Below are 25,374 nucleotides of genomic sequence, written 5' to 3'. Positions count from 1 at the left end.
GACCGGCTCTTCGTTCCGGCCTATGCCTAAAGCACAAAATTCGTTGGGGTGCCTTCGGAGCAAGGTCAGGAAAAGTGCATTGCGGTTTTCCGTCCGATCTTGCGACACAAAAGGCTGAGAGACGCTGATCGCGTTAACCCATTGAACCTGATCCGGGTAATACCTGCGTAGGGAACGGAGTTTGGCGCGTCGCGAACAAGGAGGAATCTATCCTCCGTGGGGTAAATCCCCAAAAACAAGTTCATGGCGTCTCAATTTTCCGTTTGGAATGAGAGACGATAAGATGGACTTAAGACAAAGCCTCTCCCGAACCAACACAACCGCCAGCCATGCTGCGTCAGTGCCTATTTGCGTAACGATTGCAGGCTCGGACAGCGGCGGCGGTGCTGGCATTCAGGCAGATCTCAAAACTTTTTCAGCACTCAATGTCTATGGCGCAAGCGTCATTACGGCGATCACGGCGCAGAACACACTAGCGGTCACGGCAGTCCACGATATTCCTTCCGAAGTCGTTTCAGCACAGATTGATACCGTCTTCAGCGATCTCAATGTCGCAGCGGTAAAAATCGGCATGGTGTCGGTGCCGGAAACCATTCAGGCAATCGCCAGAGGACTCGTCGATTTCTCGGGACCGGTGGTTCTTGATCCGGTGATGGTCGCGAAATCCGGCGACAGGCTTTTAAGCGAAGCCGCAATCTCGACATTGCGTGACAAACTGATTCCGCTTGCAAGCCTTCTGACGCCGAATAGACCAGAGGCAGCCTGCCTGCTCGATTGTGCAGTTGCGTGCACCGATGGCGAGGCTGAAGAACAGGGGCGCGCACTCCTCAAGCTTGGCGCTGAGGCCGTACTGATGAAAGGCGGGCACGCTGAGGGCGACATCTGCACCGACCTCCTCATCCGTGCCAATCTGCCGACAATCCGTCTGGAAGCGCCACGTATCGATACGCACAATACCCATGGCACCGGCTGTACGCTTTCATCAGCAATTGCTGCCGGTCTTGGCAAAGGCCTGTCGCTGGAACAAGCCCTTCGTGAAGCGCACACATATCTGCAAGCGGCCATCCGGTCCGCTAACACATTGCAGGTCGGAAGCGGGCACGGCCCCGTGCATCACTTCCACGCCTTGTGGGAGATTGCATAATGCGCGTCACCATCATCGGCGCAGGTGTTGCAGGTCTTACCTGTGCCGCAGAATTCAATGATCAGGGCCATGCTGTCACCGTGATTGCCAAAAGCAAGGCAATTGGCTCCGACAGTTGCTCGTGGTTTGCTGGCGGAATGCTGGCCCCATGGTGCGAAGGCGAAAGTGCGGAAGAACCCGTCGTCAGGCTGGGACAAGAGGCGATTGGCTGGTGGGAACGGCATGTTTCGACTGTCAACCGCAAGGGCACGCTCGTCATTTCACACACACGCGATGCGGCTGAATTGCGCCGCTTCGCCCGTCGCACGGAAGCCTTTGAAACAATTGATTCCGAACACATTGATGCGCTGGAGCCGGACCTTGCAGGCCGTTTTCGGCAGGGGCTTTTCTTTGCCGAGGAAGGCCACCTCGATCCGCGCAAGACGCTGATAGAACTTGCTGAAAGCCTGCAAATGAAAGGCGTCGTCTTTCATCTGGGGCAGGATGCGAAAGACGTAAATATCGATACCGATATCACCGTCGATGCACGCGGCCTTGCAGCACGCGATCAGTTGCAGGATCTGCGCGGTGTGAAGGGCGAAATGCTGGTGGTTCGCTCCCGCGACATCAATCTTTCGCGCCCTGTGCGTCTGCTGCATCCGCGCATTCCGCTCTACATCGTGCCGCGCGGCGACGGCATCCACATGATCGGCGCGACCATGATCGAAAGCGATGAGCGGGGCAGCATCAGCGTGCGCTCGACGCTGGAAATGTTAAGCGCCGCCTATGCGCTGCATCCGGCATTTGGCGAGGCGGAAATTCTGGAAACCGGCGTCGATGCCCGCCCCGCCTTCCCCGACAATCTGCCGCGTGTGCGTAAACGCGGCCAAACCATCTATATCAACGGGCTTTACCGGCACGGCTTTCTGCTCTCGCCTGCGGTTGCGCGCATGGCGGTCGCGGCAGCAACTGAAACCGAACAAAAGCTCGAATTTCTAGAGGAACTGGCATGAACATCCTTTTAAATGGCGAAGCCTTTAAGACCGGGAGCCGCAATCTTTCAGCCCTGCTTGCAGAAATCGAACTTGATGAAGCGGTGGTGGCAACCGCGCTCAATGGCGAATTCATTGCAGGCAGCGAGCGCGAGGAAACATTGATCCAAGACGGTGACCGCATCGAAGTGCTCGCACCGATGCAGGGAGGCTGAAATGCTGGAATTTTACGGAAAAACCTTTGAAAGCCGCTTGCTTTTGGGAACGGCGCAATATCCGTCCCCCTCTATTCTTGCTGACAGCGTCCGCTCGTCAAAGACGGAAATCGTGACGGTTTCGCTGCGACGCGAGAGCGGAAACATGCGTGCAGGACAGGATTTCTGGACACTCATCAAAGAGCTCGGTGTTTCGGTTTTACCCAATACTGCCGGGTGCCATACCGCACGCGAAGCGGTGACAACGGCAAAAATGGCGCGTGAGATTTTCGGCACAAACTGGATCAAGCTTGAAGTCATCGGCGATCACGACACATTGCAGCCCGATCCTTTCGGGCTGGTCGAAGCCGCCCGTATTCTCTGCGATGAGGGCTTTGACGTCTTTCCATATATGAATGACGATCTGGTGGTGGCCGAAAAACTGATTGAGGCAGGCTGCCAAGTGCTGATGCCATGGGGTGCGCCGATTGGTTCAGGTCGCGGCCTCAACAATCCTTATGCGCTTAAAACCATGCGCGCGCATTTTCCCGATATTCCACTGGTCGTGGATGCCGGTATTGGCGTCCCATCGCACGCTGCAAGTGCCATGGAACTTGGTTTTGATGCCGTACTGATCAACACCGCGGTTGCCAAAGCGGGTGACCCAGCCGCTATTGCCCGCGCATTTGCGCTCGCTGTTGAGGCTGGTCGCATCGCCTATGAAGCCGATCCGATTGAAGCCCGCGACATGGCAACCCCCTCCACTCCCCTCATCGGAAAGGCATTTTTGTAATGGCCCTTGATCCGTTCTACCCGATCTTTGATAGCGCCAGCTGGTGCGAACGCATGGTGCCGCTTGGCATCAAACTCGTGCAACTGCGCATCAAGGATAAGAACGACGCTGAACTGCGCGCAGAAATCCGCGCAGCCCGCGCAATTTGCGCCCGATATGATTGCCAGCTCATCATCAATGACTACTGGAAACTGGCAATTGAGGAAGGCTGCGACTTTATCCATCTCGGTCAGGAAGACCTTGATGAAGCCGATCTTGATGCAATTCGCGAGAGCGGCGTTAAACTCGGTGTATCCAGCCATGATGAGGCCGAACTGGATCGCGCTCTTGCGCTAAAGCCAGCCTATATCGCGCTCGGCCCTGTCTATCCGACCATTCTCAAAAAGATGAAATGGCATGAACAAGGATTGGACCGCGTCACCCAATGGAAAGCCACACTTGGCGCTATTCCGCTCGTTGGCATTGGCGGCATGAATGTGGAGCGCGCGCCGGGCGTCTTTAAAGCCGGAGCTGACATTGTGTCTGTCGTCACTGACATCACTCTTAATCCCGATCCCGAAGGCCGCGTGCGCCAATGGATCGACATGACGCGTGCCTATGTAATTTAGTTTCAGGAGGAAACATTGAAAAAACTGATTTTTGCTGCGCTTTTCAGCGCCACGGCTTCGTTTGCCCTGATATCAGCTCAGGCAGCTCAGGCGAATGATAAATTCAAACTCATACTCGACTGGTATGTGAACCCGGATCATGGGCCGATCATCGTGGCCGACAAGCTCGGCTACTTCAAGGATGCCGGTCTCGATCTCGAAATCATCGCCCCTGCAGACGCATCCGTGCCACCCAAAATGGTTGCGGCTGGACGGGCTGATCTGGCAATTTCCTATCAGCAGCAGGTGCATCTCGATGTTCATGCCGATATTCCGCTGATCCGCGTCGGCACTCTGGTCGATTCCCCGCTTAATTGCCTGATGGTGCGTGATGATGGCTCGGTCAATTCGATTGCCGATCTCAAAGGCAAGAAGATCGGCTTCTCAGTCGCTGGTGTTGAAGAAACGCTGCTTGGCACCATTCTCAAAAACCACGACATAAAGCTTTCAGATGTCGAACTCATCAATGTGAATTTCTCTCTTTCACCCGCTTTGATGTCGAAACAGGTTGACGCAGTAATGGGTGCCTATCGCAATATCGAACTCAACCAGATGGCCGTTGAAGGGGTTACGGGCAAATGTTTCTTCGTCGAAGAGGAAGGCGTGCCGGTCTATGACGAGCTCGTTTATGTTGCCAATTCAAACAAGCTCGACATAGCCGAAAAAGACAAGATTTCGCGCTTTCTCGCCGCCACTGAAAAAGCCGCGCAATATATCGTCAATCATCCAGAGCAAAGCTACGACCTGTTCGCGTCTTATAGTTCTGAACTCAAAGACGAGCTGAACCAGCGCGCCTGGAAAGACACGGTTGCCCGTTTCTCACGCGCCCCTGCCAGCCTCGATTATGGACGCTGGAGCCGCTACGAGACCTATCTCAAGGAAAACGGTCTCGTGCCATCGATCCTGCCGGTCGAGAAATTTGCAATCGACGTCAACGCGGGAGGCAATAAGTCATGAGTGACACGCTTTATTCATCCGAATTATTCACCCGCCTGCGTGCGGCGACGCTTGATGACTGGAATCCCTATATCGATCATGCGTTCGTCCGCGGACTGGGCGATGGCACGCTGCCGAAATCGGCATTCCTGCATTATCTCAGGCAGGACTACGTCTATCTGCATCACTATGCACGCGCCTTTGCGCTGGGTGTCGTGAAGGCAGGCAGCTTGCAGGAAACGCGGCTCTGCGCCGAAATCATGCATGGGCTGGCGGTCACAGAACTGCCGCTGCATGTGGGCATCTGCGCACGCGAAGGCATCACCGAAGATGATCTTTACAACACAAAAGAAGAGCCGGAAAATCTCGCCTATACGCGCTATGTGCTCGATTGCGGGCAAGCGGGCGATTTTCTCGACCTGCTGACAGCCCTTGTTCCCTGCGCGCATGGCTATGGAGAAATCGGGGTCAATCTCGCAGCCACTGCCCATGCCGGCACACCCTATCAGGAGTGGATCGACACCTATGCGGGCGCTGATTATCAGGAGATGTGCCACACGGTTGGCAAGCTTTTTGATCAGGCCGCGAAGGATCGCATCGGACCAGATTTCGAGAGCAGCCCACGCTGGCCAAAGCTCTGCCAGATTTTTGCAACGGCAAGCAGGCTTGAAGCGAACTTCTGGTCAATGGGCCTAAAGGGAGGCCTTAAAGGAGCATGACGAACATCGCTCCTCGTTCGCGCAAAAAACGCATCGCCGACGGGTTTCTGTCGGCGTTTGCTGTGCTGGCACTTTGGCAGGCTGTGGTGAGCATCTGGAAGATGCCGCGTTTCATTCTTCCGGGTCCGCTCGACGTCGTGCAATCGCTCATCAGCAATGCGCAACTGATTGCGGATAATGCAGTCGTCACGTTTGGCGAAGTGCTGGGCGGGCTGTTTCTGGGCTCTGCGATTGGGGTACTCACAGCCATCGGGCTGATGATGTCACCATTGGCACAACGGCTTATCATGCCAATGATGGTGTTCTCTCAGGCGATCCCGATCTTTGCGCTCGCTCCGATCTTAACACTCTGGCTCGGTTATGGACCGGCGTCGAAAATTGCCGTCACCATTCTGATGATCTTTTTTCCGGTCGCTTCCACTTTCCTTGATGGAATGCAAAGGACGGATCAGACACTGGTGAATGCCGCTGAAAATCTCGGCGCAAAACGCCTGCAAATTCTGTTTCGCGTGCGCATTCCCGCAGCTTTCCCATCGCTCGCTTCAGGGTTAAGCCTTGCTGCCGTCTATGCACCCATTGGTGCGGTGGTGGGCGAATGGGTGGGTGCGTCGCGCGGGCTTGGCTACTTGATGCTGCTCGCCAATGGTCGTGCCAAGGTCGATCTGATGTTCGCAAGCCTGTTTGTGCTGGCAGCCTTCACCATGCTTTTACATGCAACCATCTCGCATTTTTCGCGCAAGCTGGCAGCATGGCCTAAAAAACTGTAAGACAGCATTTTTGCCACACTCAATAGATTGAAATTAAATTTCTGCATTTTGCCACTTGGCAAATGCTTTTGCTCATTTATTGTGCAGACATCTAAAACACTGGCAAGAGGTATGAGATGCGATCCTATCCATTTCCGTCGGTGCCCGGTGTTAATGCGGGCGCTTCCAAACTTTAAGTTCTTGGCCCGTGTTGCAGGCTAAGGCCTGACCGCCCTCCCCAAAAGGGCATATTCCTAAACACTTCCAAATTTGCCGCAGCTATTTTCAGCTGTTTGTTTTGTCTTCGTTTTCACGCATTTGTCGGCGCAAAACCGCACCGCACTTTTTGCTGAAAGTGAATTTTAAAGGAACCAGAATCCGTTTTCATACGGGCTGGTATTATTCATATGACTCGGTTTCGTATCAATTTCCGGGGGCCTGTATTCCGCAAGGTCCTCGGCTACACATTCAGTCACTGGCGATGTCAGCCTCTGCGGCTGACGCTGATCATTATCAGCATGCTGCTTGCAACGGCCGCAGACGTCCTCACACCGCTCTACTCAGGAAAGCTGGTCGATGCGCTTTCGGTCGGGCAGGATGGCGCATGGGATGCTGCCATTCACGCGCTTATCATCCTGCTTGCACTGGGCGCATTGGCGCTGATCACGCGTCAGCTTACCTTCTATGTCATCACGGATTTCACGCTGAAGATCATGAGCGGCATGGCATCGAGTGCGTTTCACAAGCTTCAACGCTTTTCGACCGACTGGCATGCCAATGCCTTCGCCGGATCGACCGTGCGTAAGGTCTCGCGCGGCATGTGGGCGCTTGATCTGCTCAACGACACGCTGCTGCTTGCGCTGCTGCCGTCTATCCTGATGTTGCTCGGCTCTGTCGCGCTTCTCGCTTGGTATTGGCCGATGATGGGCGTTCTGGTTGCCATCGGCTCTGTGCTGTTTATCGTCTGCACGATTGTGATTTCACTCGGCTTTGTTGCGCCTGCCGCAACACTTGCTAACAGCTGGGACACGCGCATGGGCGGCGCTTTGGCCGATGCCATTTCGTGCAATGCCGTTGTGAAAGCATTCGGTGCTGAAACGCGCGAAGATGGGCGTCTTGCCAAGGTGGTCACCAAGTGGCGCTCGCGCACGCGCCGGACGTGGCTGATCGGTACGCTCAATGGTTTCATTCAGGGTGCAAACCTGCTCATCATGCGCGGTGTGGTAATTGGCTTTGCGCTTTATCTCTGGAGCCAGGGCCAGGCAACTGCCGGTGACATTACCTTCGTTCTGACCGCCTTCTTCATGTTGCAGGGTTATTTGCGTGATGTGGGCATGCATATCCGCAATCTGCAACGTTCGGTAAACGACATGGAAGAACTGGTGCAGATCGAAGCGGAGCCTTATGGCATCGCAGACAAGCCCGGCGCAGGTGCAATCCAGATCGGAAATGGCGAGATCACGTTTGAGAACGTCACCTTCCATTATGGCAGTCACGACACAGCGCTTTATCGTGACTTTTCGGTCAGGATTGAGGCTGGTGAGCGGGTCGGTCTGGTCGGCCATTCGGGTTCTGGAAAGACGACTTTCGTCAAGCTGATCCAGCGTCTTTATGATGTGAGTGGCGGCGCGATCAAAATCGATGGACAGAACATTGCCGAAGTCACTCAGGCATCGCTCCGATCGCAGATTGCTATCGTGCAACAGGAGCCAATCCTGTTTCACCGCACGCTGGCTGAAAACATCGCCTATGCTCGCCCCGGTGCAACACAAGCCCAGATCGAGCATGCGGCCATGCTTGCCAGTGCGCATGATTTCATCATGCGTCTGCCAAAGGGCTATGCAACGCTTGTCGGTGAACGCGGTGTGAAGCTTTCGGGTGGTGAACGTCAGCGTGTCGCAATTGCCCGTGCATTTCTGGCTGATGCACCAATTCTTATTCTGGACGAGGCAACATCAAGCCTTGATTCAGAATCAGAAGTACTGATCCAGCAGGCAATGGAACGGCTGATGATCGGTCGTACCACACTTGTCATTGCACATAGGCTTTCAACGGTCCGTGCGCTGGATCGGCTGTTGGTTTTTGACAGAGGCAATATCGTCGAAGAAGGCGATCACGATGCGCTTATCCGTAAGCCTGATGGCATCTATCGCCGTATGTTCGAACGGCAGGCCTTGGAACTAACCAAAGGTCTTGATTTGCCATAAAAAGTGGGCCGGGAAACCGGCCCATTTTATTTGAAAACTTTGCCCGATGATTGGCGAATAATCAGCTTGTAATCGATATGCCGCGAAGGCGATGCCCCGCCCGTTTCTATCTGGCTGAGCAACATATCGACCGCATCATAGGTCATTTCGCGGATTGGCTGATGAACCGTAGTGATTTGCGGCGACACCATGCTCGAAATCGCACTATCATCAAAGCCAACAATGGTCAGCTCATTTGGCACGTCGATCTTATGATCATAGGCAATTTGCAGAACAGCTGCCGCCATATCATCATTCGAGGCAAAAATCGCAGTGGGTCTGTTCTTCAACGACAAGAGTTTACGGCCAGCTTCCAACCCACTTGCAAAACTGAAGCCACCTTCAAATTCGTAATCGGGATTGTGAGCGATGCCAGCCTGATCCAGCATCTTGCGATAGCCTTCAAGACGCAGCTGTGCCGAGCGATGCGTCAGATCGCCAATGACGATTGCAATCTTACGGTGCCCCAGATCGAGCAAATATTGCATCAAATGGCAGGCGGCTTTCTCGTCATCAATGGCAACACTGTCCGTCGGATGCACACCAAAATCACCAGCCACGCGGGTGAAGGGCATTGCAGATGCAATCAGTTCCTGCAAAATTTCAGGATCATCCGACATAGGCGGTGTTACAATAATCCCATCAAGTCCCGAAGCGTGGGCTGTTTCAATCAATGAGCCACGAATATCATCGCGATTTTCAACCGGGAAGATCAAGAGCCGGTAACGTGTGCCACGCAACCGATCCAGTGCACCAATCTGTAGTTCGGTCACATAGCTCTGACTCGGATTCTCAAAGAATAGCCCAATCAGATGCGAGCGGCGCTCAACCAGATTACGCGCCGCGGCATTGGGACGATAGCGCAATTCAGCGCCTGCCAGTTTAACCTTTTCGCGGATCGTATCGCGGACATTCGGCTCGTCATTATAGACACGCGAAACTGTCTTGATTGAAACGCCTGCAAGACGCGCCACATCGTGGATCGTTGCTCTTTTATTGGATGCGGCCATGGCCGTTATGCACTCTCCCCAGTGATATGGCCAATTTAGTATCTGCTTTGCAGATCAACGCAAAGCGCTAAATCGAGCATATCTTGGAACGCGTGAGAAAGCGCTTTTCACGACCATTATCGAGCGAGAACATACCACCGCGCCCCGGCACGACATCGATGATAAGTTCTGTATGTTTCCAGGCTTCGTATTGTGAACCACTGATATAAAATGGCGCGCCGCCAATCTCGCCCAGCTTGACATCGGCATCAGACAGCAGAAAGTCGCCCTGCGGATAGCACATCGGCGATGATCCATCACAACAGCCGCCCGACTGATGAAACATGATCGGACCATATTCAGCCTGCAACTCGGCAATCAGTTCCAGCGCTGCATCGGTGGCAGTGACCTGCTCTAGTTGAGAGTCTTGCGGCATGGCTCCTCCTCCCTTAGGGCGCGTTTCGATATGATCAAATCAGATCGGCGCTCTACAGTCTTTTACTTGAAACATAATCTTATCGACCCTCGTTGAACGAAGGTCGGACTATGCTCTAACAAAGCCGCCGCATCGCTACGGCGGCTTTACTTCTTTGTATCTGCGCATGTCTTTTGCCCAAAAACCGGTTCCCACTTTTGGGAGACATGCTTTAATATCGCAGCATTACTGCGTCAGGTCCATCACGACGCGGCCTTCAATCTGACCTGCGCGCATTTCGTCAAAGATCGCATTGATATTGTCTATCTTGTCAGTGCGGATCGTCGCCTTGACCTTACCGTCTGCGGCAAAATCAATCGACTCCTGCAAATCAAGACGCGTGCCCACAATGGAGCCGCGCACGGTGACGCCGTTCAGCACCATATTGAAGATCGACAACGGAAATTCGCCAGCGGGAAGGCCGTTGAGTGCAATCGTTCCACCACGTGCGGCCATGCCGATGGCCTGTTCAAAGGCTTTCGGTGAAACAGCCGTCACAAGCACGCCCTGCGCGCCACCGTCTGTTTCTTTCTTGATATAAGCTGCCGGATCATTGTGCGTTTTGGCATTGACGGTCACAGTCGCACCGAGCTTGCGGGCCAGATCAAGTTTCTTATCGTCGATATCGACAGCTGCAACATTGAGGCCCATGGCCTTTGCATATTGCACGGCCATGTGGCCGAGCCCACCAATACCGGAAATCACAACCCAGTCGCCTGGCTTTGTGTCTGTAACCTTGAGGCCCTTGTAAACCGTCACGCCTGCGCAGAGAACGGGCGCAATCTCATTGAATTCGATATTTTTCGGAAGATGTCCGACGAAATTCGGATCGGCGACAACATAATCTGCAAAGCCGCCATTCACCGAATATCCGGTATTGAGCTGCTCTTCGCAAAGCGTTTCCCAACCACCCAGACAATGCACGCAATGACCGCAAGCGGTGTAAAGCCACGGAATGCCGACACGATCGCCTTCCTTCACATGCTTGACGCCTTTGCCAACCGCAGACACGAAACCAACGCCCTCATGTCCGGGAATAAAGGGCGGATTGGGCTTGACGGGCCAGTCACCTTCGGCGGCATGAAGATCAGTATGGCATACACCGGACGCCTGAATTGCCACCTGAATCTGGCCATCGCCCGGCACCGGAATCGGAACTTCATCAATGGTCAATGGTTTGCCGAATTCGCGAACCACGGCAGCTTTCATTGTCTTAGCCATTACGAAAACATCCTTCTGTTTGTCGCGCATGGTTACCAAACATTATTTGGTATTCGGTTGGATGCGCTGTCATGGGTCGGATTGGCAAGGCAACCAAGGCCTGCCGACCCGACCCTTTCCTGGGAGGAAACAGGCTGGGAAAGCGACCTCATACAGATCAAAATTGAAGTCGCGGTGAAAAATGAATTAGCGGCCCGAAGCTCCAAGGCAACAGGCCGCTTTCTCTTTTTAGAAGAAGCCAAGCTTCTTCGGGCTGTAGCTCACCAGCATGTTCTTGGTCTGCTGGTAATGATCGAGCATCTTGAGGTGGTTTTCGCGACCGATACCCGACTGCTTGTAACCGCCGAAAGCCGCATGGGCCGGATAGGCGTGGTAGCAGTTCGTCCAGACGCGGCCTGCCTGAATAGCGCGACCAAAGCGATAGGCGCGTGTGCCGTCACGCGTCCAGACGCCAGCACCAAGACCGTAAAGCGTGTCATTGGCAATCGCGAGCGCTTCTGCGTCATCCTTAAAGGTGGTGACAGAAACAACAGGGCCGAAGATTTCCTCCTGGAAAATCCGCATCTTGTTGTTGCCCTTAAACACAGTCGGCTTGACGTAATAGCCACCCGCAAGATCGCCTGCCAGCTCATTACGCCCGCCGCCGGTTAGCACTTCCGCGCCTTCCTGCTTGCCGATATCGATATAGCTGAGGATCTTTTCGAGCTGTTCGCTGGACGCCTGCGCACCGATCATGGTTGCCGGATCAAGCGGATCACCCTGAACGATGGCTTCAACACGCTTCAGCGCGCGTTCCATGAACTTGTCATAAATCTTTTCATGGATCAGCGCACGGCTCGGACAGGTACAGACTTCACCCTGATTGAGCGCGAACATGACGAAGCCTTCAATCGCTTTGTCAAAATAGTCGTCATCTTCGGCTGTTACGTCCGAGAAAAAGATATTGGGCGACTTGCCGCCGAGTTCCAGTGTGACCGGAATAAGGTTCTGGCTGGCATATTGCATGATGAGACGACCGGTTGTCGTTTCACCTGTGAACGCGATCTTGGCAATGCGCGGGCTTGATGCCAGCGGCTTGCCTGCTTCAAGACCAAAGCCATTGACCACATTAAGCACACCGGCAGGCAACAGATCGCCAATGATCTCCATCAACACAAGGATCGAAGCCGGTGTCTGTTCTGCGGGCTTCAGCACCACGCAGTTCCCGGCAGCGAGGGCTGGTGCGAGCTTCCATACTGCCATCAGCAGCGGAAAATTCCACGGAATAATCTGGCCGACCACGCCAAGCGGCTCGTGGAAGTGATAGGCAACGGTATCGTGATCGATTTCAGAAATGCCGCCTTCTTGCGCACGGATTGCGCCAGCAAAATAGCGGAAATGGTCAATCGCCAACGGCAGATCGGCGTTTGTGGTTTCGCGGATCGGTTTACCGTTATCCCATGTTTCTGCCGCTGCCAGCTTTGGCAGGTTTGCTTCGATCCGATCTGCGATCTTGTTGAGGATCACAGCGCGTTCAGCCGGGCTGGTCTTGCCCCAGGCTTCTTTCGCTGCATGTGCTGCGTCTAGGGCTGCATCGACATCCGCTGCATCGGAGCGAGCGACTTCGCAGAGCACTTGTCCGTTGACTGGAGACGTATTTTCGAAATAACGGCCAGACTTGGGCTCAACCCATTTGCCGCCGATGAAATTGCCATACCGTTTGGCAAATTCAGGCTTCACAGAGCGATGAAATTCAACCTTGTTCATGGTATTCCTCCCGAAATTCAACGCCGCTCCTACGGCGTTTCAGATACAATGTGGCGCGGCTCTTGGGAGGAGTCATCCAGCGCTGGATAATATGCAGTATCAATGTGTCTCAATAATGCGACACAATTCAAAAACTAATTGGGTCTTATGATTTTGAGGCGATTAAGCTTGCGATGAAGCGTTGCACGACTGATGCCAAGAAGCTTCGCCGCAGAGGAGACATTGCCTTCGGCACGTGCTATGGCGCGCAGAATGACGCTGCGCTCAGACTCTGCCATATCTTCACGCGGATCAGCGTTCCAGCCAAGAAGATCAGCGGCAGGCAATGCAGTCGAAAGAGCATCATCGGTCAGATCCAGCGAGAGACGAGCCGCACGGGTTGCACCAATCACCAAATCGTCTTTATCGACAGCAATCAACGCGCCACCTGTTCTGTCCGCACTCGGCGCAAGCATGATGCGCGCATCCGGGAACGCCTGACGGAAATTCTCAGCCTCAATCCGCCGTGCGGCGTCGATGACAGCAACCGAAATCAATTGCGCGAATGCTTCCGTCAGATCACTGCGGCAGGACGAGACATCAAGCGCTGCCACGAGCCGCCCCTGATGATCATGAATGGGCGCAACCGTGCAGGAAAGTCCGATATTGCGGGTGTGAAAATGCTGATCGCGATGGATCGTCAGCGCGCGCTGCTCGGCAATGCAAGTGCCAATACCATTGGTGCCTTCAACGGCTTCGCTCCAAACGGCTCCCGTCCACAACCCCCAATCGTAGAACGTATCGTCATCGCCGGCAGCACCGCGGCGCTCGACCGGCACGCCATCGATATCAGCAAGAAGGACGCAGCAGCCAACACCACCGACAGCCATATAAAGGCGGTCCATGCTGGCTTGAGCAATATTGATGACACGTTCCATACGTTGGCGGGCCGTGCGCAATTCATGATCGGAAAGCGTTTGAACAGAGCCCACTTCCGCAGGATCAAGACCATAGAGGCGGGAAGACCGTCTCCACGAGGCGACAAGCGCAGACCGCGCTGCGCCGCCCGTATCGATTGCGGACTGGATACGCTCAGCATGAATCCTGTCTTGCGGTGCACCCATGTTTTCCTCCCAGAAAGGCTGGAAACCGCCTATTAGAGCGCGTTCGATCTGATTTTATCAGATCGGCGCTCTAACTCTTTTTACCTTAAGCATAATCTTATCGATCCTCGTTTCACTCCGGTCGGATTATGCTCTGGAAGGATAATGACTTTTTATCGGACGGGTTGCAAGCGACCCGATACACGACTTTCGCAGGTTCGACGAAAGTCTCAAGCGCTGCGACTTCCATCGCATTCATCCGCAGGCCAAGTTTGGTCCGGCGCCAGAGGATATCTTCTGCCGTATGCGCCCATTCATGCTCCATGAGATAGCGGACTTCCGCCTCATAGAGATCGGCACCAAAATGCTGGCCAAGCTCGGCAAGAGACTTGGAATTGCCAAGCAAAATGCGCGCGCGCGTTCCGTAAAGCTTAAACAGACGGCGGGCATGGATCGCTGACAAAAACGGATACTCGGCTTTCAGCTTTTCCAATTCACGATCAAAAGCCGTCGCTTCGAAATCACCACCCGGCAGAGACGCGGCGTGGGTCCAAGAAGCACCTTTCTTACCCAAGTGATGCTCGATCTTTTCCAGCATATGTTCGGCCAGTCTACGTGCTGTGGTTAGCTTGCCGCCGAACACATTGATCAGCGGTGCCACGCCTTGCGGCGCATCATCCTTCAAAACGTAATCGCGGGTTGCTTCCTGTGCCTTGCTGGCACCATCATCATAAAGCGGGCGCACGCCGGAATAGGTCCAGACAATATCTTCCCTGCGCACCGGTTCGCGGAAATATTCGCTGGCGGCAGCACAGAGATAATCGGTTTCCTGATCGCTGATCGCAACTTTCGCCGGATCACCTTTATAATCCTGATCCGTGGTGCCGATCAGCGTGAAATCATCCTCGTAAGGGATTGCGAAAATGATGCGCCCGTCATTGTTCTGGAAGAAATAGGAGCGCGGATCAGAGAATTTTTGGCGCACTATGATATGGCTGCCCTGAACCAACCGCACATTGTGCAGCTGCCGATCACCTTCGACACCTTCCAGCACCTTGTCTGCCCACGGGCCGGCTGCATTGATCAACAAACGCGCACGAAATTCTTCGCGCAGACCTGTATCGATGTTTTCGAGCGTGACCGTCCACGCTTCATGGTCACGACGTGCAGAGACAACCTTGGTGCGCGTGCGGATCATCGCACCGCGATCAGCAGCATCACGCGCTGTGAGCGCAGTAAAACGCGCATCATCCACCCAGCAATCCGAGTATTCGAAAGCCTTGGTAAAAAGCGGTTTAAGCGGTGCACTCGAAGGATCTGTGCGCATATCGAGCGTGCGCGTAGCAGGCAGCATTTTGCGGCCACCCAGATGATCGTAAAGAAACAGACCAAGGCGTAAAAGCCAAGCTGGACGCACACCGCCCTTATGAAAAGGCAGCACAAAACGCATCGGATGGATCAGATGCGGCGCATTGGCCCAGAGCACTTCGCGCTCCATCAGTGCTTCGCGCACCAGACGAAACTCATAATGCTCCAGATAGCGCAGCCCACCATGAATGAGCTTGGTCGCACGCGAGGACGTGCCACTGGCGAGGTCGTTCATCTCGGCAAGACCGACGGAAAAACCGCGGCCAACCGCATCGCGTGCAATGCCGCAGCCATTAATGCCGCCACCGATTACGAAAATGTCGAATATTTCATGCTGCGCCATGGTGAACCCTGAAGATCATCTTCAACCACCAAAACGAATATAATTTATTTAATACGAAAGCAAAACGAAAATGAAACGAAACTACAATTCTTTCTCTTCGGAAGCGTTAAGCGGGGCTGTTTCAATCAACTCAACCTCATTTTCACGGCATAAATCGCGCAACTGCTGCGACGGACAGTGATCGGTGATAAACGTATGCACTTGGGATATATGACCAAGGCGCACAGGTGCCGTGCGTTCCAGCTTGGTTGAGTCGCTCACCAGAATGACATGACGCGCGTTGGCGATGATTGCGTGTGCGACTTTCACTTCGCGGAAATCAAAATCGAGCAATGCACCATCTGCATCCATCGCCGATGCACCGATGATTGCATAATCAACCTTGAATTGACGGATAAAATCCACCGCCGCCTCACCCACAATGCCACCATCGGAAGCGCGCACCACGCCGCCAGCAATCACCACTTCGATTTCGGGATAAACCCGCAGCGTATTGGCAACATTGATATTGTTGGTGATGACCATCAGGTTGTTATGATCAATCAGCGCATGACTGACGGCCTCTGTGGTCGTGCCGATATTGATGAAAAGCGACGCACCATCGGGAATCATTTCGGCTGCCGCACGCCCGATCAGTTCCTTCTCATGGGCTGCTATCCGACGCCGCGCTTCATATTCCATATTCTCCACGCCCGAAGGATAGAGCGCACCGCCATGGATACGACGCAGCAAACGCGCTTTGCAGAGATCATTGAGATCCTTGCGCACTGTCTGTGGCGTGACATCGAAAGCAACCGCCAGATCATCCACCAGAACCTGCCCCTGTCGGCGCGCGATATCCAAAATTGCATTGTGACGAGGGGTAAGCTGCATGGTGTTCCCGGTATGGAATTATACTAACAATCAATTCGTAATTTCGCTGTTTTGCAAAAGAAAGCAACCACCTGATGACAAAACAGGCAGAAACTCACCCTCTCTGCCCCTCCTTAGAGGTATCGCCAAATAAACGTCCGTTTATTTCAAATCCTAAAGTTTTTCATTTCCGAAAAATACCGTTCAAAAGATAGCAAAAAGCCTCACGATTTTTGAGAGTGCCTACACCTTCCGAATAGAATTAAGCCAAACAAACATGTTTCCCGGATTGATAATTTAAATATTATTCAGGAAATCCTCTTTTTCATAAAATGGATTTAAATATAAATGATAAGTCGCGCCTTTATCATAGCAGTCAATCTGAAATAAATCTTCTTAACGGAAGGGGTTAGCTATGTCTAAATTGGGTATCATTTTGACTTCCTGCACACTTTTTCTTATTGGAAGCAGTGCATTTGCTCAAACAGTAAACGTAGACAACAACACAAATTCATCATCACAAGCCGGAGCAACTGCGATTTCTATCGGCGGGGGCGGAAACTCGCCAGATAAAATCAAAACCACGGTGCCGGCTTTTGCACCAGGACTTGTTGCAGCAGGGGTTCATTCATGTGCGGGTTCAACGAGCGTTGGTGTGGGTGCAACAGGCTGGGGTCTCGGCTTTGGCAGCACCTACGAAATGCGCGAATGCAACCGCCGTGCTTATGCCGCAGCACTTCTCGGCATGGGGCAAAACAGAGCGGCACTTGATCTGATTTGTCTTAACAAAGAAGTCAGAGCATCGCTCAACGCGACAGGCGTTGTTTGCCCTTCTCAGGGGCTTGCGAGCACACAAGCAGCGCAGCGTCCGGCAAGACAGGCCCCGCTTTTTGCATCTGTATCAAGTGAGGAACCCGCGGCAATTCCAGCCAGCGCCCACACGAGGACTGCATCATCACAACCGATGACGGCCAAGCGGACGTATTCTGCCAAAGCACTCGGGCTGAGTTCGGATCAGCTGCGCGCCAAGGGATGTGTTCTACGCAGTACGGCAAGCAAAGGACAGGCTTGGTACTGCTCGCGCCCTCTGATGTGACCGTCAGCACATATGCCCGGCCCAAAAAGGCTTTCAGAGAAGTCTTGGGCCGGCAACCCTACGATATAGCCCCTTACACATGCAGCACGGCCGAACGCGGATGGGCAGCGGGGTGTATCGTTCGGATATGCCTACCGAAATCGGATTGAGAACTCATTCAACACGCGGAGGACATCTCATCATGCAGAAAATCATAATCGCTTCTATCGCACTTCTTGCGGCAGGCGCTCTGCCAGCTGCCGCGCAAACAGTAAACTGGAATGGCAGTTTTGGCGGTGCCAGTGGTGCGGGCTCAGCTGTTACCGGCGGGTTTGCGTTCGGCGCTGGCTCTACCGCAGCCGGTCAGGCAGCGACAACCGGCTGGGCCGAAGGCAAGGGCACAGTCGTCGGCATTGGCGGCAAGGTCGGACATTATGGCGGCAGCACAGGAATAGGCTCCGGCTATTTCACCTCCGGCTCAGGCGGTCAGTCCGCTGCCATGGCACAATCTGGGACAGGCTTTCTTGGCGGGAGTTCGGCAGGCACAGCCTTCGGCACCACATCCGGCGGATCATCCGGCAGTATCAGCCTTCGACGCTAACAAAAATCAAATGAACTGGAACTGGAGCGGTTACCTGTTGAGAAAAAACGAAAACAGCAAAAGCTCGACAGAGAATTTTTCCAGCACAAAAAATAAAGATGGAAGAATATTCGACAGGCTTCCACAAAGCAAAGAATGAGAGCCCCTCAAAGGATACCCACTCTCATTCTGTAGGGGCAGATGAAAGTCTGCCCCTACACCGATATCATTATTAAAGAATATCACTCAACACAGGTGCAAAAAACCAAGAAGTGTCGTCTGACCCTATCAGGCGACGCTTCTTGGTTTTCGGAATTAATACTGTATCTTGCTAACGACTTCATTCCTCGCCGAACTTGTTGCCGTACATCTGGTGTAATTTGCAAGCGACCTCCGTGCGATTGGCAGCGCCGATCTTTCGCATGATGTTATGGACATGAGCTTTGACCGTGCCTTCACTCATTCCCAGCTCGAATGCGATAATTTTGTTCGATTTACCAACTCTGATTGCATGAACGACCTCAATCTCACGCATAGTCAGCAACTCGCCCAGCACATCGTCCGTCATTTCCTCAGACGGCGGTTTCATGAGCATAGAGGCCGGCACATACATGCCACCAGCGAGCGCAAGATGAATAGCTTCTACGCAAATGCGAACATCAACCGATGTCGGAATATAGCCACGCACACCGATTTCCATTGCACGCAAAACCTGTGACCACTCTTCACGCTCTGCCAGCAACACCACGGGTATAGGATGCCAAGCTTTTACGGCAGACTCTACTTCATCCGAAAAAAACGGGTCGGCAAGACGTTTAGAGCCGATATGCATAAGCACAACAATGGCGCCGTTCAGCGGCATATTTTTGTAGGCCGCGGCATAACTGACAACGGGAAGTTTCAGACCATTCATCATCAGTCCGTTAAAAAGACATTCCCGTTCAAGGTTACTTTTACAGAGGAGCATAAGATGAGGCTCATCCTGAACAGATAAACCCGTTGCAATTTCTTCACTCTCTTTTTTTTCCCCGAAAGAAGTAAAAGCACCCTCACGACTACCATCGGATGCTGCCCATAAGTGAGGCTCTCTTATTTGAAGCATTGCTTAGTTTCCTCTACTACTCATGTTTTTACTCGATACAAAACACTAGTTACGATAAAAACTTCGGCACTTTATTGGGATTTTCATTGCCAACCCCGCTGAAGACTGGTCTAAATATTGATACCAGCAAATAAACGTGTCATTAACTTATGTTAGCGGTTTATAAAAAAATGTGCTGGCCATAAGAACGACTTCGGGAACAGAAAGTTATAAATTCTATAACTTTCGTTGAGCATGGGCAGCGAATGCATAGTGGGAACCAACACACCACTGCTTTACTGATCGACGGCTTGGTCAACTTATTGGAATCGCCTCCAATTCTTGCCAAGCTGGATTCGCGCGAAAAAGAGGCCATGCAGGCCCTGGCAATTTCCGAGAACAGCTACCCAGCTGATGCAATTATCATCGATCAAGGTGCATCAATCCGCAGCATTCATATGGTACGCACGGGCTGGGGTTGCGTTTATCGCGATCTTTCCAGCGGAGAGCGCCAGATTATCGACTTTCCAATGCGATGCGACTTTGTTGGATTAAGAACTGCTGGCGGATACAGCTACAATACGATTAAAACACTGACGCCTATGTCTATTTACGAAATCCCGCTGGCGTCGCTGGAACAAACAATCAAACAAACACCCCGATTGGGCTTACTCTTCATTGAGATGCTGTCCAGACAACGCGCCATGCTTGTTGAGCATTTAACCAATGTTGGCTGCCGCAGCGCTTTTGTTCGCACAGCGCATTTCCTGCTGGAATTGTCCGACCGTGTGAAATCCTGCGGTATGGGCGAACCGGATTCATTTTACTGTCCGCTTACGCAATATCAGCTTGCCGATGCTCTGGGTCTAACCCCTATCCATCTCAACCGCATGATGAGAGAGTTGCGTGAAGAAGGGCTGGTGGTCTTCAAATCTTACAGAGTTGAAATTCTCGACCGGCAAAGATTGGTGCAAATTGCCGAATATGACGGCGCATTCATGCGCATGTCAGTTTTCGACAAATCTATTTAAGCATTATTTGAGGGGAAAATGGTCGGAGTGGAGAGATTCGAACTCCCGACCCTCTGGTCCCAAACCAGATGCGCTACCAGACTGCGCTACACTCCGTATCCATATCAGCGAGACTCTTTCGTCTTGCTGTGAGCGGCTTATAGCGCCGCTCTTTTGAACCTGCAAGGGGATGCAACAGCTTTTTTTCAGCTATTTTTTTCAACGGCATAGTGAGCTGGCTTATTTAGCTGAAAACTGGCGCTTCTCCCGCCCCAAAAGCCACAAAATCCGGGTTGGCGAAGCCTTTCACGCTTCCATCAGAACGCGCACCATAGATCATCGACTTTCCGTCAAAAGTCGTTGTCATGCCACCGGCTGCACGCAGCACCGCGTCGCCCGCTGCCGTATCCCACTCCATTGTCGGTCCAAAGCGTGGATAAAGATCGGCATCGCCACGCGCGATCATGCAGAATTTCAGCGACGACCCCACCGAAACACATTTGCCACTGTGATTGTTTTTCAGAAATTGTTCGGTTTCTGGCGTCAAATGAGAGCGGCTGCACACCACGGTCTTTTCATCTGGTGCAATGCGAGCTGTAATCGCACGCCTGCTTATGATTTGATGGTCGGCAGATGTTGTCACTTCCTGCGCACCGTCACGACTGCCCACATAAAGTAGGTTGCGCACAGGCGCATAGACCAGCCCCAAAACAGGCACTCCGTCCTCAATCAGCCCAATATTCACCGTAAAATCGCCATTGCGCAGCAGAAATTCCCGCGTCCCATCCAGCGGATCAATCAGAAAAAAACGTCGGCCCAATTGCGCTGGCAGTCGACCTGCGGCAGCCTCCTCCTCAGCCACAACCGGAATATCGGGCGCAAACGACGCAAGGGCCGCAAGAATAATCGCCTCAGCCGCGTGATCAGCTTCGGTTACTGGCGACTGATCTTTCTTGGAATGAACTGCGCATCCTTGCGTATAATGCTTGATGATAACACGACCAGCCTCAAGCGCAGCATTCTCCAGTGCCGCGAGCAAAGCTTTGCTGTCGGAATCAGTTTTCGGAAAGACTACTGCTGTCATGTCTCAAATCGACCAGGAATCACTGCCATAACTGCCGATAACACCGCGCTCGGCCAGATACTTTTCTACTTCCGCGACGAGTTCGTCAATGTCACGCCCGGCGGTGTGAAGATGGAGTTCCGGGGAGTGCGGTGCTTCATAGGGCGAATCAATGCCAGTAAACGCCTTGATCTCACCACGCAGCGCCTGCGCATAAAGCCCTTTCGGATCGCGCGCCATGCATTCCTCAATCGGCGTATCAACGAAGATTTCGATGAATTCACCCTCCGGCAAACGCGACCGCACGCGGTCGCGTTCGGAACGGAACGGCGAAATAAACGAGACCAGCGTGATCAACCCGGCATCGGCCATAAGACCTGCTACCTCACCTACGCGGCGGATATTCTCGGCACGGTCCTCATCCGAGAAACCAAGATCGCTGTTAAGGCCATGCCGGACATTATCGCCATCCAGCAAATAAGTGTGCTTGCCCAACGCATAAAGTCGCTGTTCGAGCAGGTTGGCGATGGTAGATTTTCCCGAAGCTGATAGGCCCGTAAACCAGAGCACAGCCGGCTTCTGGAATTTTTGCGATGCACGTGCCTGCTTATCGAGGTCAAAAGCCTGCAAATGCACATTGGTTGCCTGACGCAATGCGCTATCAATCATACCGGCGCCAACCGTCGCATTGGTGAGACGATCAATCAGCACGAAAGCGCCGGTCACGCGATTGTCCGAATAGGCATCGAAAACAATCTGGTCCGCTGTCTGAAGATGGCAGAGCCCCACTTCATTGAGGTCAAGTCGTGTTGCCTCTTCGCGCACAAATGTATTGACGTCAGTGCGGTATTTAATCTCGCTGATCGTCACCGGCGTCTGGTCGGTTTCGGTGCGCAACAGATAAGAACGCCCCGGCTGCAAGGCCTCTTCGCCGAACCACACAATATTGGCGCTAAAGCGATCCGCCACTTCTGGCCGCGCCTCTGTACCCACCAGCATATTGCCACGAGAGACTTCAATCTCGTCTTCGAGAACCAGCGTCACCGCCTGCCCCTCAGTTGCGCGAGCCAGGTCGCCGTCATAGGCGGCGATGCGTTTCACCTTCGATTGTTTGCCCGACTTAGCAACAACAACCGTATCGCCTTCAGCAATTGAACCTGAGGCAACAGTGCCGGAAAAACCACGGAAATCGAGATTTGGCCGGTTCACATATTGCACCGGAAAGCGAAAAGGCTTGCCGATACTATCCGTATCAAGACGCACTGTTTCCAGATGTTCCAACAGATAAGGGCCTTCATACCAGCCGATACGTGGCGAACGGCTGCTGACATTATCGCCAAAGCGCGCCGACAGCGGGATTGCCTGAATGCTGGCAAAGCCCAAGTCTTTGGCAAAGCTCATATAGTTAGCAACAATACGATCAAAAACATCTTGCGAAAAATCAACCAGATCGATCTTGTTGACGGCCACAACAATGTGCCGGATACCCAAAAGCGAAGCGATGAAGCTATGGCGGCGAGTCTGCGTCAGAACACCCTGCCGCGCATCGATTAGCACAATCGCGAGATCAGCCGTCGAAGCCCCTGTCGCCATATTGCGCGTATATTGCGCATGGCCCGGTGTATCGGCCACGATGAACTTGCGGCGCGGGGTTGAGAAAAAACGGTAGGCCACATCAATAGTGATGCCCTGCTCGCGTTCGGCTTCCAGACCATCAACGAGCAGCGCAAAATCAAAGTCATCATCCGTGGTACCAAATTTGCGACTGTCGTTCTTCAGCGTCGCGAGTTGATCCTCGAAGATCAGCTTTGTGTCATAGAGAAGACGCCCGATCAGCGTGGACTTTCCGTCATCGACCGAACCGCAAGTCAAAAAGCGGAGCAGAGTCTTACGCTCCTGATCAGCGAGAAAATCGCTGACGGCAGCACTGGTTACAGAGGGTTTCAATAGGGCGTTCATCAGAAATAGCCCTCCCGCTTCTTCTTTTCCATCGAACCGGCTTCATCGCGATCAATGGCGCGGCCTTGCCGCTCGGAGGTGCGGGCGATCAACATTTCCTCGACAATATCGGAGAGACTAGTAGCGCTGGATTCAATAGCACCCGTCAATGGATAGCAGCCAAGCGTGCGAAAACGCACCATCCGCTCCTCAACCTTTTCACCCGGACGCAACGTCATGCGGTCATCATCGAGTTTGATCAACATGCCGTCGCGCTCGACTACCGGACGAGGCGCTGCGAAATAAAGCGGTACAATCGGGATGTTTTCCTGAAGGATATACTGCCAGATATCCAACTCGGTCCAATTCGAGAGCGGGAAGACACGGATCGATTCACCAGCTGCAACGCGGGTATTATAGACCTTCCACATTTCAGGACGCTGGTTCTTTGGGTCCCAGCCATGCTGCGCGTTGCGGAACGAAAAAATGCGCTCTTTTGCGCGGGATTTTTCCTCATCTCTGCGTGCACCACCGAAAGCGGCATCAAACTTATATTTATCGAGCGCCTGCCGCAAACCCACTGTCTTCATCACATGGGTATGGACGTTTGAGCCATGCGTGAATGGACCAACGCCATCGCGTACGCCGTCTTCATTGATATGAACCAGCAGCTCAAAACCCTTTTCGCGGGCCTGGGCATCGCGAAACTCGATCATCTCGCGGAATTTCCAGGTCGTATCGACATGCAGAAACGGGAATGGCGGCGGAGCCGGATAGAATGCTTTCATCGCCAGATGCAGCATGACTGAGGAATCTTTGCCCACCGAATAGAGCATGACCGGGTTTTCGAAAGTCGCGGCAACCTCGCGGAAAATGTGAATTGCTTCTGCTTCCAGACGCTCAAGATGCGTCAGGTTCTTGCTCAGGGATGCGTGATGCACGTCTGTTTCTCCCGGAAACCAGCTCGAAAAGTATAATGACGGGAGGTTTGATCCGGCGCAGGCGTTGGAAAACCACTCTCCGCGCATTGTCGTGAAAGACAGAGCAAAAGGAAAAGTATGCTATCGCGTATTGTGACGGGGTTAAGCGAAAACGTGCCTGTTTTGACGCGATAACGGAAACAAACTTGCGCCAGATCGAAAAGTGCAATTTTTGGCCAAGCTGCGGAAAATACTACTAAATTTGTGGTATTAAGCCGATTTTTAAGGAGTAAAATGTCCTTCGGGCCAAACCGCCAAAGGATCAAACGTCGTTAGAGAAGGCCAAATGTACGCGCTTTGGCGACGGCCTGTACCTTGTTGACGGCAACAAGTTTGGTGAGAACATTGCTAATATGGAAATTCACAGTGCGCGTTGAAATGCTGAGGATGGTTCCAATAATCTCGGCGGTTTTGCCTTCGCTTGTCCAACGAAGGATTTCACGCTCGCGTGCAGTCAGATTCACTTCTGATACGCAGTTGATTTTTGGAACATTAAGATGTTCATACATGGCGAGGTGCAAGAGATTGGTCACAATCTGCATCTGGCGACGCAGCATCGAGATTTCGCCTTCTGATAAAGCAGGCTTGTCACGCAAAAATGTGAGAATGCCAAAGACACCTTGTGCAGCCCAGCATGGCTGAGAGATCCCGACACGAAGCCCGAAACTCTGCGCATCTGCCCATATCTGGGGCGTCTCGACAAAAAGCTTCTGCGACCAAACGAGCGGTTCAATGCTGTTTATTCCGCCCCGCACGACAGGGTCGATTTCGACATATTTCTTCGCCGCATATTGTTTCTGCCAAGCATCGGGCGTGGTCTCAAAGCGTATCCAGCGCGATACACTATCCAGCGACGGGACACACATGGAATAAGACACATAGGCAAATCCAAGTTTTGCGGCATAGGTCTTAATCTGCTCGAACAGGGTTTCGGCATTATCGGATGATTGGATGGTCTCGTAAAAATCTTCCCATTGCATAACTTGAATCCCAATATTGTTTCGATCAACTAAAAACGTCTGAGAAATATCAGTTAAAGAGCCACACTCCGGCCAAAATTAAAAAGCCAGACAAGCGAATAATAATGTTGAGGATTCGATGGCGCCGGAACCCGAATTTTATTTATCGACCACAAGACCGTGAGCCACCTGTATTACATACCATATGATTTACAG

At 52.9% G+C, this 25,374-nt stretch carries 23 protein-coding genes, 1 tRNA gene, 1 pseudogene and 1 riboswitch; of the genes and pseudogenes, 12 read left to right on the top strand and 13 right to left on the bottom strand.

Going from position 1 to position 25,374, the window contains the following annotated elements; all coding sequences use genetic code 11:
* The first annotated feature begins 34 nt into the window (after positions 1 to 34).
* Positions 35 to 191: riboswitch (TPP riboswitch) on the top strand.
* A gap of 92 nt (positions 192 to 283) precedes the next feature.
* The 9 genes from thiD (at position 284) to U2P60_RS10895 (ending at position 8,357) form a co-directional block, all read left to right on the top strand.
* Positions 284 to 1,144 carry a bifunctional hydroxymethylpyrimidine kinase/phosphomethylpyrimidine kinase gene (gene thiD / locus U2P60_RS10935; protein WP_413572633.1) on the top strand — a complete coding sequence of 287 codons (861 nt, stop codon included), beginning with the start codon at positions 284 to 286 and terminating at the stop codon, positions 1,142 to 1,144.
* A complete protein-coding gene (gene thiO, locus U2P60_RS10930; protein WP_413572631.1) occupies positions 1,144 to 2,136 on the top strand; it encodes a glycine oxidase ThiO in 993 nt (330 codons plus the stop codon). Before thiD ends, thiO begins: the two co-directional genes overlap by 1 nt.
* Positions 2,133 to 2,330 (top strand): sulfur carrier protein ThiS, encoded by a 198-nt coding sequence (thiS, locus tag U2P60_RS10925; RefSeq protein WP_413572630.1) that lies wholly within the window; start codon positions 2,133 to 2,135, stop codon positions 2,328 to 2,330. The genes thiO and thiS overlap by 4 nt, the downstream gene beginning before the upstream one ends.
* A 1-nt stretch (position 2,331) precedes the next feature.
* On the top strand, positions 2,332 to 3,102 hold the full coding sequence (locus tag U2P60_RS10920; protein WP_413572629.1) for a thiazole synthase: 771 nt from the start codon (positions 2,332 to 2,334) through the stop codon (positions 3,100 to 3,102).
* Entirely contained in the window at positions 3,102 to 3,710 is a 609-nt protein-coding gene (locus tag U2P60_RS10915; protein WP_413572627.1) for a thiamine phosphate synthase, read from the top strand. Before U2P60_RS10920 ends, U2P60_RS10915 begins: the two co-directional genes overlap by 1 nt.
* Positions 3,711 to 3,725: 15 nt before the next feature.
* A complete protein-coding gene (locus tag U2P60_RS10910; protein ID WP_413572625.1) occupies positions 3,726 to 4,706 on the top strand; it encodes an ABC transporter substrate-binding protein in 981 nt (326 codons plus the stop codon).
* Entirely contained in the window at positions 4,703 to 5,404 is a 702-nt protein-coding gene (tenA, locus tag U2P60_RS10905; RefSeq protein ID WP_413572624.1) for a thiaminase II, read from the top strand. Before U2P60_RS10910 ends, tenA begins: the two co-directional genes overlap by 4 nt.
* Positions 5,401 to 6,171 (top strand): ABC transporter permease, encoded by a 771-nt coding sequence (locus U2P60_RS10900; protein ID WP_413572621.1) that lies wholly within the window; start codon positions 5,401 to 5,403, stop codon positions 6,169 to 6,171. Before tenA ends, U2P60_RS10900 begins: the two co-directional genes overlap by 4 nt.
* A 386-nt stretch (positions 6,172 to 6,557) precedes the next feature.
* A complete protein-coding gene (locus U2P60_RS10895; protein ID WP_413572619.1) occupies positions 6,558 to 8,357 on the top strand; it encodes an ABC transporter ATP-binding protein in 1,800 nt (599 codons plus the stop codon).
* 26 nt (positions 8,358 to 8,383) lie between these two features.
* On the opposite strand, the gene U2P60_RS10890 is transcribed toward U2P60_RS10895, so the two are convergent.
* The 7 genes and pseudogenes from U2P60_RS10890 to U2P60_RS10860 all read right to left on the bottom strand — a co-directional run bounded on the left by U2P60_RS10890 (position 8,384) and on the right by U2P60_RS10860 (position 16,493).
* Entirely contained in the window at positions 8,384 to 9,406 is a 1,023-nt protein-coding gene (locus U2P60_RS10890; RefSeq protein ID WP_413572618.1) for a LacI family DNA-binding transcriptional regulator, read from the bottom strand.
* Between the two features lie 67 nt (positions 9,407 to 9,473).
* Entirely contained in the window at positions 9,474 to 9,821 is a 348-nt protein-coding gene (locus U2P60_RS10885) for a DUF779 domain-containing protein (protein WP_313827843.1), read from the bottom strand.
* A 225-nt stretch (positions 9,822 to 10,046) separates the two neighbouring features.
* Positions 10,047 to 11,081, bottom strand: coding sequence for an alcohol dehydrogenase AdhP (gene adhP / locus U2P60_RS10880; protein WP_313827841.1), 1,035 nt, complete (start codon positions 11,079 to 11,081; stop codon positions 10,047 to 10,049).
* Positions 11,082 to 11,309: 228 nt separating this feature from the next.
* Positions 11,310 to 12,827, bottom strand: coding sequence for an aldehyde dehydrogenase (gene adh / locus U2P60_RS10875; RefSeq protein WP_313827840.1), 1,518 nt, complete (start codon positions 12,825 to 12,827; stop codon positions 11,310 to 11,312).
* Positions 12,828 to 12,961: 134 nt separating this feature from the next.
* Complete coding sequence (locus U2P60_RS10870; RefSeq protein WP_413572615.1) at positions 12,962 to 13,930, bottom strand: GAF domain-containing protein; 969 nt, start codon at positions 13,928 to 13,930, stop codon at positions 12,962 to 12,964.
* A gap of 190 nt (positions 13,931 to 14,120) precedes the next feature.
* Positions 14,121 to 15,620, bottom strand: a pseudogene (gene glpD, locus U2P60_RS10865) (glycerol-3-phosphate dehydrogenase); the annotation flags it as partial.
* An 81-nt stretch (positions 15,621 to 15,701) separates the two neighbouring features.
* On the bottom strand, positions 15,702 to 16,493 hold the full coding sequence (locus U2P60_RS10860) for a DeoR/GlpR family DNA-binding transcription regulator (protein ID WP_413572613.1): 792 nt from the start codon (positions 16,491 to 16,493) through the stop codon (positions 15,702 to 15,704).
* 394 nt (positions 16,494 to 16,887) lie between these two features.
* Here U2P60_RS10860 and U2P60_RS10855 point away from each other — a divergent pair, with 394 nt between their 5' ends.
* Together U2P60_RS10855 and U2P60_RS10850 are read left to right on the top strand one after the other, a co-directional pair.
* Positions 16,888 to 17,568 carry a hypothetical protein gene (locus tag U2P60_RS10855; protein WP_413572612.1) on the top strand — a complete coding sequence of 227 codons (681 nt, stop codon included), beginning with the start codon at positions 16,888 to 16,890 and terminating at the stop codon, positions 17,566 to 17,568.
* Positions 17,569 to 17,749: 181 nt separating this feature from the next.
* The gene (locus U2P60_RS10850; RefSeq protein WP_313827835.1) at positions 17,750 to 18,148 is read left to right on the top strand and encodes a hypothetical protein; all 399 of its coding nucleotides are present in this window, start codon (positions 17,750 to 17,752) and stop codon (positions 18,146 to 18,148) included.
* Positions 18,149 to 18,467: 319 nt separating this feature from the next.
* Here U2P60_RS10850 and U2P60_RS10845 read toward each other — a convergent pair whose 3' ends face one another.
* Positions 18,468 to 19,229, bottom strand: a complete 762-nt coding sequence (locus U2P60_RS10845) for a response regulator transcription factor (RefSeq protein WP_313827834.1) — start codon at positions 19,227 to 19,229, stop codon at positions 18,468 to 18,470.
* A gap of 245 nt (positions 19,230 to 19,474) precedes the next feature.
* Here U2P60_RS10845 and U2P60_RS10840 point away from each other — a divergent pair, with 245 nt between their 5' ends.
* On the top strand, positions 19,475 to 20,239 hold the full coding sequence (locus U2P60_RS10840) for a Crp/Fnr family transcriptional regulator (RefSeq protein ID WP_313827833.1): 765 nt from the start codon (positions 19,475 to 19,477) through the stop codon (positions 20,237 to 20,239).
* 19 nt (positions 20,240 to 20,258) lie between these two features.
* On the opposite strand, the gene U2P60_RS10835 is transcribed toward U2P60_RS10840, so the two are convergent.
* From U2P60_RS10835 to U2P60_RS10815, 5 genes are all read right to left on the bottom strand, one after another.
* A tRNA-Pro gene (locus tag U2P60_RS10835) sits at positions 20,259 to 20,335 on the bottom strand.
* A 127-nt stretch (positions 20,336 to 20,462) separates the two neighbouring features.
* On the bottom strand, positions 20,463 to 21,302 hold the full coding sequence (gene cysQ / locus U2P60_RS10830) for a 3'(2'),5'-bisphosphate nucleotidase CysQ (RefSeq protein WP_413572610.1): 840 nt from the start codon (positions 21,300 to 21,302) through the stop codon (positions 20,463 to 20,465).
* A gap of 3 nt (positions 21,303 to 21,305) precedes the next feature.
* A complete protein-coding gene (cysN, locus tag U2P60_RS10825) occupies positions 21,306 to 23,240 on the bottom strand; it encodes a sulfate adenylyltransferase subunit CysN (protein ID WP_413572608.1) in 1,935 nt (644 codons plus the stop codon).
* Complete coding sequence (gene cysD / locus U2P60_RS10820) at positions 23,240 to 24,160, bottom strand: sulfate adenylyltransferase subunit CysD (RefSeq protein ID WP_413572607.1); 921 nt, start codon at positions 24,158 to 24,160, stop codon at positions 23,240 to 23,242. The genes cysN and cysD overlap by 1 nt, the downstream gene beginning before the upstream one ends.
* Before the next feature lie 311 nt (positions 24,161 to 24,471).
* On the bottom strand, positions 24,472 to 25,179 hold the full coding sequence (locus U2P60_RS10815) for a LuxR family transcriptional regulator (RefSeq protein ID WP_413572605.1): 708 nt from the start codon (positions 25,177 to 25,179) through the stop codon (positions 24,472 to 24,474).
* Positions 25,180 to 25,374: the final 195 nt, after the last annotated feature.

The sequence above is a fragment of the Brucella sp. H1_1004 genome, from assembly GCF_047308065.1.
Classification (GTDB): Bacteria; Pseudomonadota; Alphaproteobacteria; order Rhizobiales; family Rhizobiaceae; genus Brucella; species Brucella pseudogrignonensis_B.
This window is presented reverse-complemented; position numbering and strand designations above follow the sequence as displayed.